The organism is Nostoc sp. XA010 (genome assembly GCF_020829625.1).
GTDB lineage: Bacteria > Cyanobacteriota > Cyanobacteriia > Cyanobacteriales > Nostocaceae > Nostoc.
Window position 1 is genome coordinate 1 of sequence record NZ_JAIVFX010000049.1, and the last position, 16,970, is coordinate 16,970.

Sequence of the window (16,970 nt, forward strand, 5' to 3'; positions counted from 1 at the left end):
CTCCGTGGCTAGAAGAACCCAAATCGATCACTTAACTGAGTGCATCGACTCTCTTCGTCAAAATTGGGTGGACTTGTACGATAGCCTCAAAGAGAAAAAGTAAGTCCAATCATCTTGTTCGCGTAAAAAATTCGCGAACACTATTTTCTTTGTTTTACCCTCTATTTCTCCTTAACCGAGCAGTATTGGAAGCCGCCCCACATCCTACCCGTTAGGGAGGTGCGAGATGAATTCTGGGCAATAAGGAATTGACCGACAAGCGGTATTAAACGCAGTTTAATCAGCAATGTTGGTTGATGACTCGTTGCCTCTCTCTATGGTAGGCAACGAGTCAATGAGGCGTTCAATAACGTGAGTCATTGTTGTATCTTTTGCTGTTGCATATAGCCGTAACTTATTTAATCTGCGTGAAGCTTACACCGACCCGTCAGGGCGGTGTAGGTAGTTCACCATCTCGCATCAGAGGATCCTATTTGTATTTCATCTGAGGAAAAAATGAAGTTGCAGACCGCCTCACCTGACCAGCCCGGTTTACTGCCCGCATTCTACGATGTGCCTGACAACATGGCGGCTGGGGAGCCTGGTTCGATTATCAAGCTGGAAAAAGTCGATGCCCCTGAAGGAGTCCACGCTTGGCGCGTGATCTATCGCTCGCAAACGGCAGCTGGGATAGCGGTTCCGGTGTCAGGGCTAATTATTGCACCCAAATCTGCCCGTCCGGGAGCTAATCTGCCCGTTGTCAGTTGGGCGCATGGTACTGTTGGCGCTGCCCGGTATTGTGCCCCGTCTAATGTTCCCAACCCAGTCTCGGAGTTCGTTGGCTATCCCTCGTTCGAGAGTACGGTGCCGAATGACTATGGTATCCCTGGGCTGTCAGCCTTTCTCAAAGCCGGATACGTGGTTGTGGCAACCGATTATCAAGGATTAGGAGCCGGACAGAATCACGAATACATCGTGGGTCTCAGCCAAGCACAAAATGCGCTCGACATTGTTAGAGCCGCTCGCACCGTATCTCAAGCAGGTGCAGGCAATCGGGTGGCAGTGCTGGGCTGGTCTTAAGGCGGCTTGGCTGCCCTGATTGCTGGTGAAAACGCCTCGTATGCTCCTGACCTTGATATTGTGGGTGTAGCCGCTTTAGCCCCCGCCAACCCAGCAACCTTTCTAATTCCCGAAATTTCCCAACAATCGACTGGCGGCCCGCGCACGGGGCGCAACATTCTCCTTGTTAGGGCTTATACCTGGGCATATCCTGATTTGCAGTTGAGCGACCTATTAACTGACATCGGCATCGAGGCAGCTGAGGCCGCTTCTCGGCAGGGCATCCAGCAGTTAGCGATCAGCGCAGATGCCGCAGGTGGGCTGCCAGTGCTGGTGATGCAAGGAACTGTTGATAATATAGTGCCTCAAGCTTCTACCGACCTGTACGTGAGCGAGGCTTGTAAATCTTCCAGTCGAGTCTCATACATAAAATATCCTCAAATCGATCACCGTGGTTTGTTAAAGGCGGCGGAGTCTGACTTTACTACTTGGATTGCCAGCCGATTTGCCAACGAGCCAGCACCATCCGATTGCCAATAGTTAGATCCATAAACCGTAGTGATCGAGTGAACACAGTTCGCTTACCTTGCACATCACGGACTAACATTTTTGAATGGTATTAAGCCGGCCATTATTTACAATGTAAAATCAAGCCTTTTTAGATCATCTTGCAGGTTTTTAGTCGCATCTCGGTTCCATACCTAACCAGTTGGATAAATAGCAGCTACCGTGCTATCCGCTTTGAGTTGCCTTTCTTTTGGTTATTTGGTCGTTTTTATAGTTTTTTTAATGCTTAAATTGCTCAAGATGCCATAAATATTTATCAAGCGAATATACAAAATTACACAACATTAAATCATGAAAACTACAATTAATTTCACTAAAGATTGGCAAGAAATTCTCACAGGTGAATTAACTCTAGGTGGTAAATTTACAATCAATTATGACGAAAGTCGCTTACCTTACTTTCGCACAATTTATAGAGGTTTACCAAGTTGGCAAATTGATGTAGGTCTTCAATTTGAAAATAACGGTCAAGTTCAATATAAATTACTCAGGCAAGGACAAAATAATTACCTTCCACCTGTAAAAATTGATATTCCGATAAATGCTCAGAAAGTGAATATTTGGTTTGAAAATTATGGATACGATCCTTATGACACTTCGGGAAACAATGACACTCGTTGTTACGACAGCAATTACGGTAAAAATTACAGGTTCCAACTTTCTTAAAAACCTTATTTAACCTGAGCTCGATGAACCTCTCGCTAAAGAGTTTTCGACACCCTAATTTTTTGTCAAAGTATTATAGAGTAGTTGAGAAGGTAGGACAGCAATTAAAAGCAGATGAACAAGATGTTCTAGAACCTACCCGCGTAGCTGGGCTAGAAAACTTTGGTGAAAATAATCTACTACTGCTGACGCTGACAAAAGTCAAGCCGGGAAAACATCTTCATATTCAGCGTGTTCTCCGCAAGATGTTGAAGGATACTTTTAGTCAAGAAGAAATTGAAATTTGCGGTTTTTCTAAGAATTGATACTAGCTATTTTCAGGTATTTTTCTACAATGCACTTATTATTATCTCTCTCCGAAGAAAACAGAATGGTTGCTTTCATCCATAGCGGGTGATCGCTCATGAACAGCTTCTAATAAACTCTTTACTCCACGCTTAGAGCTTGGAAATACTAAAAACAGTAAAGATTTATGCTTTGACTACTTTCATAGAATAAACTGAATTATTACATAAAGCTGTGATATAAAATTTACAATATTTATTTTCAATAATTTATCTACAAATCACTAATTATTATGTTAATATTTTTATTTGATAATGACATTTAGATATGAGATATCAAGTAGGGGGTAGTCTCCGCAGTGACGACCCCACATACGTTACCCGTCAGGCAGATGAACAACTCTATGCCAGCTTGAAAGCTGGCAATTTCTGTTATGTCTTCAACTCTCGTCAGATGGGTAAGTCATCGTTACTACAACGCACAAGTTATCGTCTTAAGTCAGAAGGGCATAGCTGTGTTTATTTAGATATGACTCGCTTGGGTATTGAAGATACTACACCAGATCAATGGTACAAAGGCATTATTATCAGCTTATTCTATAGCTTAAAATTAGCGTCACAAATTGATTTTCAGCATTGGTGGGAAATGCAAGCAGGCATTTCCTCGGTGCAAAAACTACAGCTATTTGTTGAAGATATATTACTACCAAATCTCAAAAGTGATTCTCTACAAGACGGCAAAGCTAAACGCATTTTCATCTTTATTGATGAGATTGATAGCTTGCTGAGTTTAAATTTCCCAATCAACGATTTTTTTGCTTGGATTCGTCAGTGCTATAATCTCCGACCACATAACCTAAGCTTTGAACGTTTGGGATTTGCACTATTTGGTGTAGCTAGTCCCTCTGACTTGATTGCTGATAAACGCCGCACGCCCTTTAATCTTGGTAAAGCAATTGGACTACAGGGCTTTAAGCTGCATGAAGCCACGCCTTTGCTTTCTGGATTAGAAGAAGTAATCAGTCAACCACAAGCAATATTACAAAAGGTTATTTATTGGACAGGCGGACAACCCTTTCTGACACAAAAACTCTGTGACTTAATTACTGAAGTTGCCTTTGAAACTACTACAGGGAAGATTACCCTACCTCCAGGTACAGAAGCATTGTGGGTAGAGCAATTAGTAAAAACACGTATTATTCAAAATTGGCAGTCACAAGATGAACCTGAACATTTGCGTACTATTCGCGATCGCCTCTTATTCGACGAACAACAGGCAGGACGGTTGTTGGGTATTTATCAACAGGTGTTGCAAGCAGAAGAGGATCAAGAGATGGAGAGCGAGGGAGAAGGGTTTTCCCCCTTGCCCCTTCATTCTGTTCCAAGTGATGATAGTCGAGAACAGACACAACTGTTGTTGTCCGGTTTAGTAGAAAGACACAACGGTTATCTCAAAATTAAAAATCCCATCTATCGGAATGTTTTTAATGCCCAATGGGTGTTAAGACAATTAGATAATCTCCCTCCCTACTCGCAAACATTTAACGCTTGGGTAGCATCGCGTTACAAAGATGAATCGCGTCTGTTGCGAGGACAAGCTTTAAAAGATACTCAAAATTGGTCACAAGGCAAGAGTCTGAGCGATTTAGATTATCAATTTTTAGCTGCAAGTGTTGAATGCGATAGGCGTGAAGTACAAATGGCATTGGAGGCAGCACGGGTACTAGAGGTAGAAGCACGGCTCGAACAAGAGAAAAAAATAGCTTTAGAAGTAGAAGCACGACTTGAACAAGAGAAAAAAACGGCAAAAGCAATAGAAGCACGACTAGCGCAAGAGAAAAGAACGGCTTTATTACAGAGATATCTACTAGTTGCAGTAAGTATTGGGTTGCTCGTTTCTAGTAGTTTGGGAATAGGAACTTTCATTTTGTATCACCAGACTCGCAACAGTGAAACTCAAGCCAAAAACAGTGAAATTCAAGCACTTGTATCTTCTTCCGAGGGGCTTTTTGCTTCAAATCGCAGATTAGATGCACTTGTAGAAGCAATCAAAGCAAAAAAAAGACTGCAAAAATTAGGTAAATCAAATACAAATCTTGCACCTCAAGTGGAAAATGCACTGCAACAAGCAGTTTATGGAGCAGATGAGTACAACCGTTTTTGGGGACATACAGCAGCTGTTATAGCTGTAGGTGTCAGTCCTGACAGTTCTCTAATTGCCTCAGCAAGTCTAGATCAAACAATCAAGCTTTGGCGACCTGATGGTACACTAGTTGCAACTCTCAAAGGTCATACAGGAGCAGTTAGGGCAGTCGATTTTAGCCCTGATGGTCAAATACTTGCCTCAGCCAGTGAAGATGGAACTATTAAACTTTGGCAGCTAAATGGCAAGCTGCTAAGAACTCTCAAAGGCCACACAGCTTCGCTCTGGGGAGTTGCATTTAGTCCTGATGGTCAGTTCCTTGCCTCTAGTAGTTTCGACAGAACGGTGAAAATTTGGCAGCGAGACGGTAAGTTGCTAAGGACGTTTCAAGGTTACAAACAGGGGTTTTGGAGAGTAGCTTTTAGTCCTGATGGTAATATTGTTGCTGCCGCAAGTGTAGACAAAACAGTAAAACTTTGGCAACGAGACGGTACAGGTTGGCAAAACGCCAAATCTTTACAAACTCTCATTGGTCACGCTAGTTGGGTTGTAGGAGTCGCTTTTAGCCCTGACGGTCAGACCATTGCTTCAGCGAGTGAAGACAAAACTGTGAAACTTTGGCAGCGAGACAACAGTGATGGAAGCTACCGCCAGTATAAAACTCTCAAAGGTCACAGTGCCGGCATTTGGGGAGTAGCATGGAGTCCTGATGGGCAAACTATTGCTTCCGCGAGTCTCGACAAAACGGTTAAACTGTGGAACATTGATGGGACAGAACTGAGGACGCTTAGAGGGCATAGTGCATCCGTTTGGGGAGTCGCTTTTAGTCCAGATAGCAGCTTTATTGCTTCGGCAGGGGCAGAAAACGTTGTCAGACTTTGGCAAAGTGAGAACCCATTCCAAAAGTCTATCATTGCCCATGAGTCGGGTATTTGGTCAATAGCTATTACCTCCGACAGTTCAACAATCGCTACAGCTAGCCACGAAAATACCGCTAAACTTTGGAGTCGCCAAGGCAAATTACTCAAAACTTTTACTGAATCTAAGACCGTAGTCTTCGATGTTTCATTAAGTAAAGATGGTAAGTTAATTGCTCTTGCCGCTTACGATGATACGGTAAAACTCAAGAAGCGAGACGGAAGTAGTGTTGATACTTATAAAGTTCCTTTCGGTAAACTTTTAGCAGGAGTATTGAGTCCTAACGGACAAGCGATCGCAATGGCAAATACTGATAAAATCATTCATGTATGGGTTAGAGATCGCCCTACGCCACAGATCCTTAAAGGACATCAGGCGGAAGTTTGGCAAGTCGTATTTAGTCCGGATAGTCGCTTCATTGCTTCAGCCAGTGGTGATAGTACTGCTAAACTATGGACGCTTGATGGCAAGTTGTTCAGAACCCTTGTAGGGCACTCAGCAGCAGTATGGAGAGTTGCCTTTAGCTCTGACAGCAAAATGATAGCTACTGGAAGTGGCGACAATACTGTTAAGCTGTGGACGCTGGATGGAAAGTTGCTGAAAACATTCATTGGTCACAGTGCAGCGATTTGGGGAGTTGCATTTAGCCCTGATGGAAAAATACTTGCTTCTGGTAGCGTAGATGCTACTGTCAAACTCTGGAAGCTTGATGGTACTGAAATAACGACCCTTAGAGGACATACCGCAGCGATTAGGCAAATTGCTATCAGCCCCGATGGAACTATTTTAGTTTCGGGGGGTGATGACAACCCACTGATTATTTGGAACTTGCAGCGCATTCTCAATCTAGATGTACTAACTTATGGTTGCAGTATAATTAAAGACTATTTGAAAACTAATATAGCTTTAGAAAAGAGCGATCGCTCTATTTGTAATCAGCCAATTTCTCAATAAACCTTTCGCATAAATATTGAGAATGATTTTTTATTTTGCAACTTTGATATGGAAATAACCCTCACACCATACAGGGTATAAGGGTGAAAGGTATCGATACCCTTATTTAGTTGCAGCTGCTTCAACTGCTTTCTTGAACTCTTCTAAGGTAAGACTGCCGTCTTTGTCTGAATCATAATTTTCTAGTAAATGCTCAGGTGGGCGGCCTCCTGTTATTCCCATTACCAGGGGAAATAATTGAGCGCCATAAAGCTCTCGAATGGATACTTTGCCATCCTGGTCATAGTCTAAGAGTCTAAACAGTTCTTGAACCTGTTCTGGAGTTGCCATAAAATTCTCTTTGATTAGTTTTTCAATTTAATATGTTGTCAAAATCTTGATGATAATTCAAGGAAAGTTAAGACAGTTAAGAAAGTTAATTAGATACTTAACAATTATTAACAACTGCTTAATAGCTAGTTTTTAGATTCTTGGTGCCATGAAGCAGTGGACAGGGTGTGATCCCAAACAAGCAAAATTGTACAAGCATTACCCAATTTAATTGAAGCGACAACAGTTGGACGTTTGCAAAGAACAATTGCTTTTGAACCACCTTGTCGTGCTGACGCTTACAAATTTCTACGATTAGGCTTGTGAGCTGAATTACAATAGCCCTTCACGTTTCAAATATCTTCTTTACTGTCTCAAAAATTTGCTTAAGTGTTTTAACTTTCCTTGTGTTTTCGCTCTGACACTGAAAACATTTAAAGACGTATATAGGAATTCTATTTGATTTTTGAAAAAGAGTACGAGATAATGCGGGTGAGTGTAAAAGTGTAAAAGCAGACTATGATAAATCAACATCTACAAGCTGCAACACTAAAAACGGAGATGTCAACTGCGATGCCTTCGGCGAGCTTCTCTACGAGACGCTACGCGAACGCTAACGCAGAGTTACAAGAATTTATCGGCACTTGTCGTGATGCTCGTGAGGCAAGAAAAGCTTTGGCGGTCAAAATGAATGCTCTTCTTCTTTTACCACAAATTGCTACACTCTTTGCAATATAAGCATTCTAAACCATTTTGTCCCCACGCGAGGTACAAAGCATAAACAACTTACTACAAATGAGGAACCGACACAAGGAAAGTTAAGACAGTTAAGTGTAGCGACCTGCAATTATAAATCCCCCAACCTGCAATCAAGACATTTCTCAGCCAGGATTATTTGCAACTATAATTTCATTTGAGCCAGGATTAAGGGTCTTGTCCACTTTTGGTGATCCTGTTTAGGGATACTCTCAATTGAGCGATCGCAAAAGATGAATTTTCTTTTAGTCAATAGCGATAGATAGAATGAACGTCTCAGTAGTTGAGAATGGTGTCAACAAATCAATAAAAGCTAGAATGGAGATGAAAAGTCTAAACTTCTTGTGTACTCTAGCTTTTAGGTAATAAAACGAAAAATAGTTGAGAATCACACACTCAGAGTCGAATATGGGTCAAAAGGCTATAGAAGTACTCTGTCACCTATTACCCGATACAAAAAATCTTCAACTTAAGAATTGGCTGATTAACGAAGCACAAGCTACTATTACGTTAATGATCGCTTCAGTACAAGCTGTTACTCAGTGCCCAATCTGCACTTCCCAAACTCACCGAATTCATAGTCGCTATGAACGGACGTTGGCTGATTTATCATGGGCTGATTACAGAATCACTTTACAGATGCGTGTGCGGAAGTTTTTTTGTCTCAATGCTAATTGTAAACGGCGCATTTTTACTGAAAGATTGACTAATGTGACTGCTCCTTGGGCGCGTCGGACTCTGCGGTTGGCTCAACAATTTACCACAATCGGTTTAGCGTTAGGCGGTGCAGCTGGGGTGAGACTATCGCGGCACGATGGTTTCACTGTGAGTCGCAATACACTGTTGCGACTGGTGCGTAAAATGCCTCTACCATTAATTGATTTCCTAGAAATTCTTGGGGTAGACGATTTCGCTTTTCGCAAGTGCCAAACTTATGGGACGATACTCGTTGATTTAGAGCAAAGCCAACCATTGGCTTTACTAAAAGACCGTTCTGCGGAAACTTTAGCCCAATGGTTAAAAGCACATCCAGGTATTAAAGTTGTCTCACTAGACCGAGCCAAAGCTTATGCTAGTGGCATTAGCCAGGGAGCGCCCGAAGCTATCCAGGTTGCAGATCGTTTTCATCTACTACAGAATCTAGGAGAAACACTGGAACGAGTGTTTCATGGACATAGTAAAGACTTGAAAGAAGTTGATGAAGCTTACAGTCAAATCGAAGTCATCCAAACAGATGGCACAGTAGTTGCACCAGTACCGCCACCCCCAACGCCGACTAAACAGGAAGGACTGGCCGAACAGCGTCGTACACGAAGACTGGCAATTTATCAGCAAGTTTGGGAATTACATCGCCAGGGGTGGTCAGGACAAGCTATTGCCCGCAGACTTGGTATTGGTCATGGAACCGTGTTTCGTTACCTGAGTAGTCCCACATTTGTTGAACGTCAGGGACGCAGCGACCGTGGTCGAAGTTTACTAAACCCTTATAAAGATTATCTTCTCAAACGCTGGAACGAGGGTTATATCGATACTAAAGGGCTGTTTGGGCAAATTCAACGGCGTGGTTACTCTGGTAGCTATGATACTGTGGCCCGCTACACCCGTCGATTGCGCTCTTCTCAAGGTTTGAAACTAAGGCAACGCCTTATAAATAAACCTCTGCCGATAGTTGCCGAACCGCAGAAGAAATCTCTTACTCCTAGTCGGGCAACTTGGCTTGTGCTGCGACGACGGGAATTGTGCAAGCGAGGCGATGAACAACTGATTGCACTGCTAACGGCACAACACCCTGAATTAGCTGAGGCAATTGAATTAGGTCAAGGTTTTGCTCAATTGGTGCGTACTCGACAACCCGAACAACTTGATCTTTGGCTTACACAGGCGGAGAATAGCATTCTTTCTCCCTTTCGCAACTTTGCTAAAAGTTTGCGTGAAGACTACGATGCTGTCAAGGCTGGTGTAACGCTTTCAGTGAGTAATGGCCCTGTTGAAGGTCACATTAACCGATTAAAGATGTTGAAACGACAAATGTACGGTCGCGCCGGGATAGATTTACTTGAGCGACGGTTCTTGCTCGCTATATAAGGCGTGGGCAGGGGAGCGTGAAAATAAACTGTATTTTTGCGATCGCATGAAGGCGGGCACTTCGTGTCATCGCTCAGTCTCAGTAATAGTTATTATTTCATCTTTTGTTGTTGCGATCGCTCAACTGGGAGCATCCCCAAACATGATTACCAAAATTGGACAAGACCCTTAATCCTGGCTGAAGCACAATTATAGTTGCATTTAATCCTGGTTCTTGGCAACTTTTGGTGATGATGAAAGGTTACGCGCCTTAAGGCAGAGGGCAGAAGGCAGAAGGCAGAAGAAAGAAAGGAATAAGTAGTATAATTGAATTACTTCAAACTTCTGACAGACATCAAACTTTTAAGGGATACGTATCAAATTTTGGTATGGAATTGCTATGCCACCTGTTACCCGATAGAACGCACATTAAACTTGAAAATTGGTTGATAGATGAAACGCAAGCAACCATCAGGTTGATTGTTTCTTCCACACAAACTATTGTTAAATGTCCAATTTGTAGCTTAACAACTCACCGAATTCATAGCCGCTACGAGCGGAAATTAGCAGACTTACCGTGGGCTGATTACAGCATTAGGCTACAGTTGCGAGTGCGAAAGTTTTTTTGCATCAACGCTAATTGTAAACGTCGCATTTTTACAGAAAGGCTCAACAGTGTGACCGCACCTTGGGCGCGAAGAACTCTGCGTTTAGCTCAACGACTGAGCGCCATTGGTTTAGCTCTGGGCGGTGCAGCAGGGGTAAGACTCTCAGAGCAATTGGGGGTAACAGCTTCTCGTAACACGCTATTAAAATTAGTACGCTCAATCCCACTTCCGCCAATCGTAACGCCACAGATTCTTGGGGTAGACGACTTTTGTTTTCGTAAATGTAAAACCTATGGCACAGCACTAATTGACCTAGAACGCAGCAGACCAATCGCTCTACTTAAAGACGCAAAAGCCGAAACCCTAGCAGAATGGTTGAAAGCTCACCCTGGGATCAAAATCGTCTCACGAGATAGATCAAAAACTTATGAAAGTGGTATTCGCCAAGGAGCGCCAGAAGCGATTCATGTTGCAGATCGTTTTCACTTATTGCAGAACTTAGCTGAAACTCTTAACCAAGTATTCAGTACACATCATCAAGCTCTCAAAGCCGTCGATGAAGCATACAGTCTTTCATCAGTAACTCAAACCGACGGTACTGTGGTTGTGCGAGTACCACGACCAAGCCGTGAACAACAGGCACTACAATTAGCAGAACAACGCCGTGCTAGGCGACTTGCTATTCATCAGCAAATTTGGGACTTACATCAACAAGGTTGGAGAGCAAAAGCTATAGCCCATCAAGTTGGTATTGGTGTAACAAGTGTGTTTAACCATCTGCGTACTCCCACCTTTCCAGAACCTCAAAGACGAAAAAGCCTCGGTCGAAGTATTCTAGTTCCATATCATGAATATATCCTTCAACGCTGGAATCAAGGTTGCCACGAAGGATTAGTCTTGTTTGAAGAAATCCAAAAGCAGGGTTACAAAGGTAGCTATGATACCGTAGCCCGTTATATTCGTCGCATCCGTACTGTTCAAGGAATCCAGCCTCGAAAACGGTATTCAGTTAAGTCTTTACCAAAAGTCACTCAACCCAAAAAACTTTGTCTGACACCTCGTCGTGCAGTATGGATTGTGCTAGGGAAACAGGAGTCACAACTGCTTGATTCGGAGCAACTGATTGCACTACTAACAGCGCAACATCCAGATTTAGCCGCAGCTATTGAGTTAGCGCAAGGCTTTGCACAAATTGTGCGCCAACGGCAGCCTTCACAACTTGATCCTTGGCTGACTCAAGCTCTCATGAGCAATCTGACTGCTTTTCATCGTTTTGCTAAACGATTGCGTGAAGACTACGAGGCTGTGAAGGCAGGTGTAACTATGTCAGTTAGTAATGGCCCAGTTGAAGGGCATATTAATCGGCTGAAAATGTTAAAGCGACAGATGTATGGTCGCGCCAAAATAGATTTACTTGAGCGACGATTCTTGTTAGCAACTTAAAGGATATCATTCTTGTACTTCAAACTTTTTCTTAACTTCTGAATTCTGACTTCAAACTTAGTTATGAGCTATAGAAATCAGTTCATTTGGCAAAGGGCAGTTCAACTGGCTATTAATTGTTATAAATTTACCCGCCTATTTCCTCAGTCCGAATTGTATGGTTTAACCAGCCAAATCCGACGTTCTTCTGTATCTGTAGCGTCTAATATAGCAGAAGGCTATGGAAGGCGCTCAAAGCCAGAATACATACAGTTTTTACATATTGCATTAGGATCTTTGAGAGAACTTGATACCCAATTAATCATTGCCAAAGAAGTAGATTTAGCTGACAAAAACCTTTTCACTCCCCTATTGAATGAGGTCGAGGAAATGCAAAGTATATTAGTTGCTAGCTTAAACAAACTTAAAGCTTGAACTTACTACTTATTCCTTTCTTTCTTTCTTCTGCCTTCTGCCCTCTGCCCTCTGCCTTAAAGCGCGTAACCTTTCATCATCACCAAAAGTTGCCAAGAGCCATAATCCTGGTTTGTAAATGTCTTGATTGCAGGTTTGAGCGATTAGTATTGCAGGTCGCTAGTGTGATTCGTTCTGTCGAAACGAATAGAAATATTCGAGGATGACAGGCAAGGGAAATATTCGGGAGAAATCCCGACAGAACCTTGACAACTCAATTTTTCGTGATGGTGCAATTCCATCCCTCCAAGTGCAGGAGTGAAAGCAAGTCCCCCATCTCAGGAAAATGGTTCTTTGTTGGGATGAAGCGGGGAATCATGGCGGTAACTGCAAGCCTAATGTGGAATCCCGCCTAGCATAGCTGGTCATGGATAGTCAAACGAATCTCTTGATTGAATCATCGTTATGCAAAACAAGCCAAAAGGCTGACAGGCTTGTCCCAAAAGGGAAAAGATTAGTGGTTGGCTGATTAGCGACAGACCAATAAGCACTCACAATAAACTCGGTGAAGAGAGAGAGTCCTAAAACCAACGTCAAACGAAAAATTGGGAACGAAGTAACCCCCTAATGTACTCTCCAAAACTGGTCGAAATTTGGAGTAGGTAGCCAACCGGAAGTCATCAGGGAGAAGGATTGTCTCAGAAGCCAATGCCTTCTTGTAACGAGAAGGATATGCAGACGGAGATACGGGGACTTGGATTGTAGAGGTATAAGTAGCAATGTACACATCTAAAACGAGTTTCAAGACTACGGTGGAATGGAATGCTATCCCCTGGCGAAAGCTAGAAAGGAAAGTATTTAAGTTGCAAAAGCGTATCTACAAAGCCTCTCAGCGTGGTGATGTCAAAGCAGTTCGTCAACTCCAAAAAACGTTGTTGCACTCCTGGTCAGCAAAGTGTTTGGCGGTTCGTAGGGTAACACAAGACAACCGAGGTAAGAAGACGGCAGGAGTGGACGGGCTGAAAAACTTGTCCCCAAAAGCACGTCTTATCTTAGTATATTCCCTGAAACTAGGTCAAAAAGCCGCTCCCACTCGAAGGGTGTGGATACCAAAACCCGGCTCAAAGGGAGAAAAAAGACCCCTTTCTATACCCACTCTGTACGACCGCGCCTTGCAATCGCTAGTAAAACTAGCCCTAGAACCTGAATGGGAAGCTCGCTTCGAGCCAAACTCGTTCGGTTTCCGACCAGGAAGAAGCGCCCATGATGCGATTAAGGCAATATTCAACACTATTAAGTTCAAACCTAAATATGTGTTGGATGCCGATATTGCGAAATGTTTTGACAAAATTAATCACAATGTTCTGCTGTCAAAACTAAATACATTCCCCACCATCCGCCGACAAATTCGTGCATGGTTGAAAGCGGGAGTGATTGATTTCTCTGAATATGCTTTAAGAGAGAAATCTGACAACATAACATCAATGGGTGTTCCACAAGGAGGTACGATTTCGCCATTATTAGCGAATATAGCCCTTCACGGCATGGAAAATCGAATTAAACAAGTTGCTCTTACTTTACCCGGATGTAAATCGGAGAACCGTAAAGCAATAAGTTTAATTAGATTTGCAGATGATTTTGTGATTCTGCATAAAGACCTTGCCGTTATCCAAAGATGTCAGCAGATTATGGCAGAGTGGTTAAACGAATTGGGGCTAGAATTAAAACCAAGTAAAACCCATATTTCTCATACACATAATATGTATGAAGGTAACGTTGGTTTCGACTTTTTGGGTTTCACTGTTCGACAATTCCCGGTAGGAAAATATCATAGTGGTAAAAGCTCAAACGGAAAATTACTTGGTTACAAAACTCTTGTTACTCCAAGCAAAACAAAGCTGAGGACACACACGCAGAAGATAGGTAAATTGATTGATGGGCATAAATCAGTACCACAATCTGATTTAATCGCTCATCTAAATCCCGTCATCCGTGGATGGACAAACTACTACTCAGGTGTTGTCAGTAAACGCATATTTAATCAGGCTGACACAACTTTATTCAGCCAGCTAAAAGCATGGGCAGAACATCGTCACCCTAATAAATCTTCCCGATGGAGTTGTCAAAAGTATTGGCAAACTGTAGGGTCTGATAATTGGGTTTTTAAACCCCATAACCAGAAGATTCGCTTATTCAAGCACCGTGAAACTCCTATCGTGAGACACATACAAGTGCAAGGAATCCGTAGCCCATTTGATGGTGACTGGGTGTACTGGAGTTCCAGAATGGGTAAACATCCTGAAGCGCCAACAAGGGTGGCAACACTCCTGAAGGTGCAGAAAGGAAAGTGTACTCACTGTGGACTGTTTTTTCACTATGAAGATTTGATGGAAATCGACCACAAAATCCCCCGCTCCCAAGGCGGTAAGGATAGTTATGACAACCTTCAATTACTTCATGGACATTGCCATGATGCTAAAACGGCAGCAGATAAATTTGCTGTTACAGTTCCAGAGATAGATGAGGATTATCTCAACTGTAATCCCTTTTAACTCTGAATTTAGAGGTGTGCGTGACAAGCACCAAATCACTGAGGAGCCGTGTGAAATTAACGTTTCATGCACGGTTTTGTAGCCGAGTCAGAGAGGTGACTTTCTGGCTTAGGCATCCATCTATGTCCTGTGTGAAGGATGTACATGGCGAGGTTTACCAGGTGATTTTCCTGCCTGGGAAACGGTTTATGGTTATTTCCGAAGCTGGCGTAAAGATGGAACATGGCTAAAAATACATGACAAACTTTATCAGTGGACACGGGTGGCAGTAGGACGTGACCCAAGCCCATCAGAAGCCGCAGTTGATAGCCAATCAGTGGAAACGGCAACGATGATTTCTCAAGATGTGGGCTATGACGCAGGCAAGAAGATAAATGGACGCAAACGACATCTGAGTGTGGATATGTTAGGGCTAGTTTTACGCGTTTTGGTTACTGCTGCCAGTGTTCCTGAACGTGAGGGAGGGAAGAAAGTCCTCCAACAAGTCCATCGTATGGAGGATAAGGTTAAACGTTTAAATACAATTTGGATGGATGGAGGATATCGGGGAGAAGATTTTATGCACTGGGTAATGGATATGTTTCGCTGGATTGTTGAAATCGTTCTCAGACCTTTGGAGAAGAAGGGTTTTGTTTTATTACCAAAACGGTTGGGATTAATTCGCTTTGAGAGCGATCGCGTCTTACCGCGTTGCGAACTTTACCGCACTTATTTTGCAAAACAACTAGCAACAATTGTTTAACAAAATTCAAGAATTAAGGAGATTTTCACGCTTGCAAATCTCCTTGATTGTGGGATAATGTTGCCTGCCTTTAGATGTTTAGAACTACCAAAGATTGCTGTCCGACAGCCCAGCCATCTCTGTTGCCCCAATCCACCACCTGAATTCTTACTTCAGATCTATAAAACGCCAGTGAGTACTACCATTATCTCTTTCCTTGGTGTTAGATGTTGATACATTATATTTATTTCCTGTAGGGCCAGCACCTCTAGTGTCTAAGTAGCCACCATCACCACCATATTGATTCTGTAAGTAGATATCGTCATTAACTGAGACAGGAGTACCATTTTGCTGGCCACTAGAAATTATTTTCCATGTACCAGTACCCTGATCTCTAGTGGGGGTATTAGCTGTTGATACATCATATTTATTTCCTGTAGCATGATTGCAAGTGTCTAAGTACCCACCATCACCCTGATATTGATTCTGCAAGTAGATATCGTCACCAACTAGGACAGGAGTACCATTCTGCTTGCCACTGGCGGAAACTATTTTCCATTCACCAGTACCCTGAGCTCTAGTGGGGGTATTAGCTGTTGATACATCATATTTATTTCCTGTAGCATGATTGCAAGTGTCTAAGTACCCTCCTTCCCAATTGTTGTAACCGTTCTGAATATTGTACGTTTGACCATAAATAAGAGTAGCAGTTGTTGATATGGCAATCCAATTAATATGCCATTTCTTACCATTGGCTTGTGCTGGGGTAAGGGCACCACCATTATCCCGTCTGATATAGATGCGAAAGCCTTTTTCTGTAGCACTATAAACAGAACTAGCGCCTGTGGTTGTCCAATGCTCGGCATCGCCACCAATTGATGTTACGTATATTGGTGTCTTAGTGAACGCTGCAGCACTAGTGTCAACGTCTACATAAATACCCTCAGTGCTATATACCTGCCAATCAGTTGCACCTGGTGTCGTCTTTCCCGATGCAATTTTAGTACCATCGGTTCTATATGTGACTGATAATGTCTGATTTTTTACGGGTGTAGCTACCATGATTTAAACTCCTGTTTGACAAAGCTGTGAGTAGAAGTTGCCTTAACTCCGTATATACATACTCTCGCTATAAGAGTGGAAACACAAGGAAAGATAAGACAGTTAAGCAGATAGCCATTAAGAAAGTTTGGACAGTTAAGACAGTTAAGAAAGTTAAGAGTTTTAAGCTATAAGAAAACAGATTCTATTTTGGGAAAAGTGATACTATTTAGTGTTAATAGAAAATACACGTTGCTCTGAAAAAATCAGTCAAAATATTCATCAGCATTAGCTTTTGTTGTGTCAGCATGAAAAAATCGTAACGGTTTGACCTAAAATAAACCAAATTATTACATCATGCTGTACTGTTAAATTTGCAATATTTACTTTCAATAAGTTATCGAAAAATTATTAATAACTATGTTAACATTTATTATTTTAGAACCACACTTAAAACACTGAACAGTGAACATGAAAGAATTCTTCATGCTCTTACAGGCTGGTAACTGATCT

Annotated in this window: 11 protein-coding genes and 2 pseudogenes; 11 read left to right on the forward strand and 2 right to left on the reverse strand. The window is 42.4% G+C overall.

What is annotated here, in order from left to right:
• Nucleotides 1-495: 495 nt before the first annotated feature.
• From LC608_RS32365 to LC608_RS32385, 5 genes and pseudogenes are all read left to right on the forward strand, one after another.
• Nucleotides 496-1,059 carry a S9 family peptidase gene (locus LC608_RS32365; protein WP_229557477.1) on the forward strand — a complete coding sequence of 188 codons (564 nt, stop codon included), beginning with the start codon at nt 496-498 and terminating at the stop codon, nt 1,057-1,059.
• Nucleotides 1,060-1,065: 6 nt separating this feature from the next.
• On the forward strand, nt 1,066-1,578 hold the full coding sequence (locus tag LC608_RS32370) for a lipase family protein (RefSeq protein WP_229557478.1): 513 nt from the start codon (nt 1,066-1,068) through the stop codon (nt 1,576-1,578).
• 318 nt (nt 1,579-1,896) lie between these two features.
• Nucleotides 1,897-2,271 (forward strand): DUF6209 family protein, encoded by a 375-nt coding sequence (locus LC608_RS32375; protein ID WP_229557479.1) that lies wholly within the window; start codon nt 1,897-1,899, stop codon nt 2,269-2,271.
• Nucleotides 2,272-2,339: 68 nt separating this feature from the next.
• Nucleotides 2,340-2,576, forward strand: a pseudogene (locus LC608_RS32380) (mechanosensitive ion channel family protein); the annotation flags it as partial.
• Nucleotides 2,577-2,883: 307 nt separating this feature from the next.
• Nucleotides 2,884-6,570 carry an AAA-like domain-containing protein gene (locus tag LC608_RS32385; RefSeq protein ID WP_229557480.1) on the forward strand — a complete coding sequence of 1,229 codons (3,687 nt, stop codon included), beginning with the start codon at nt 2,884-2,886 and terminating at the stop codon, nt 6,568-6,570.
• A gap of 102 nt (nt 6,571-6,672) precedes the next feature.
• Here LC608_RS32385 and LC608_RS32390 read toward each other — a convergent pair whose 3' ends face one another.
• A complete protein-coding gene (locus LC608_RS32390) occupies nt 6,673-6,900 on the reverse strand; it encodes an EF-hand domain-containing protein (protein WP_229557481.1) in 228 nt (75 codons plus the stop codon).
• 552 nt (nt 6,901-7,452) lie between these two features.
• On the opposite strand from LC608_RS32390, the gene LC608_RS32395 reads away from it, so the two are divergent.
• The 6 genes and pseudogenes from LC608_RS32395 to LC608_RS32420 form a co-directional block, all read left to right on the forward strand.
• Nucleotides 7,453-7,617 (forward strand): hypothetical protein, encoded by a 165-nt coding sequence (locus tag LC608_RS32395; protein WP_229557482.1) that lies wholly within the window; start codon nt 7,453-7,455, stop codon nt 7,615-7,617.
• 426 nt (nt 7,618-8,043) lie between these two features.
• Entirely contained in the window at nt 8,044-9,720 is a 1,677-nt protein-coding gene (locus LC608_RS32400) for an ISL3 family transposase (protein WP_229557483.1), read from the forward strand.
• A gap of 368 nt (nt 9,721-10,088) precedes the next feature.
• The gene (locus LC608_RS32405; RefSeq protein WP_229557484.1) at nt 10,089-11,750 is read left to right on the forward strand and encodes an ISL3 family transposase; all 1,662 of its coding nucleotides are present in this window, start codon (nt 10,089-10,091) and stop codon (nt 11,748-11,750) included.
• A gap of 63 nt (nt 11,751-11,813) precedes the next feature.
• The gene (locus LC608_RS32410) at nt 11,814-12,164 is read left to right on the forward strand and encodes a four helix bundle protein (protein WP_094343524.1); all 351 of its coding nucleotides are present in this window, start codon (nt 11,814-11,816) and stop codon (nt 12,162-12,164) included.
• Between the two features lie 758 nt (nt 12,165-12,922).
• The gene (ltrA, locus tag LC608_RS32415) at nt 12,923-14,695 is read left to right on the forward strand and encodes a group II intron reverse transcriptase/maturase (RefSeq protein WP_229557485.1); all 1,773 of its coding nucleotides are present in this window, start codon (nt 12,923-12,925) and stop codon (nt 14,693-14,695) included.
• A gap of 121 nt (nt 14,696-14,816) precedes the next feature.
• Nucleotides 14,817-15,344: pseudogene (locus LC608_RS32420) on the forward strand (IS5 family transposase); the annotation flags it as partial.
• 240 nt (nt 15,345-15,584) lie between these two features.
• Here LC608_RS32420 and LC608_RS32425 read toward each other — a convergent pair.
• Complete coding sequence (locus LC608_RS32425; RefSeq protein ID WP_229557486.1) at nt 15,585-16,478, reverse strand: hypothetical protein; 894 nt, start codon at nt 16,476-16,478, stop codon at nt 15,585-15,587.
• Nucleotides 16,479-16,970 lie beyond the last annotated feature (492 nt).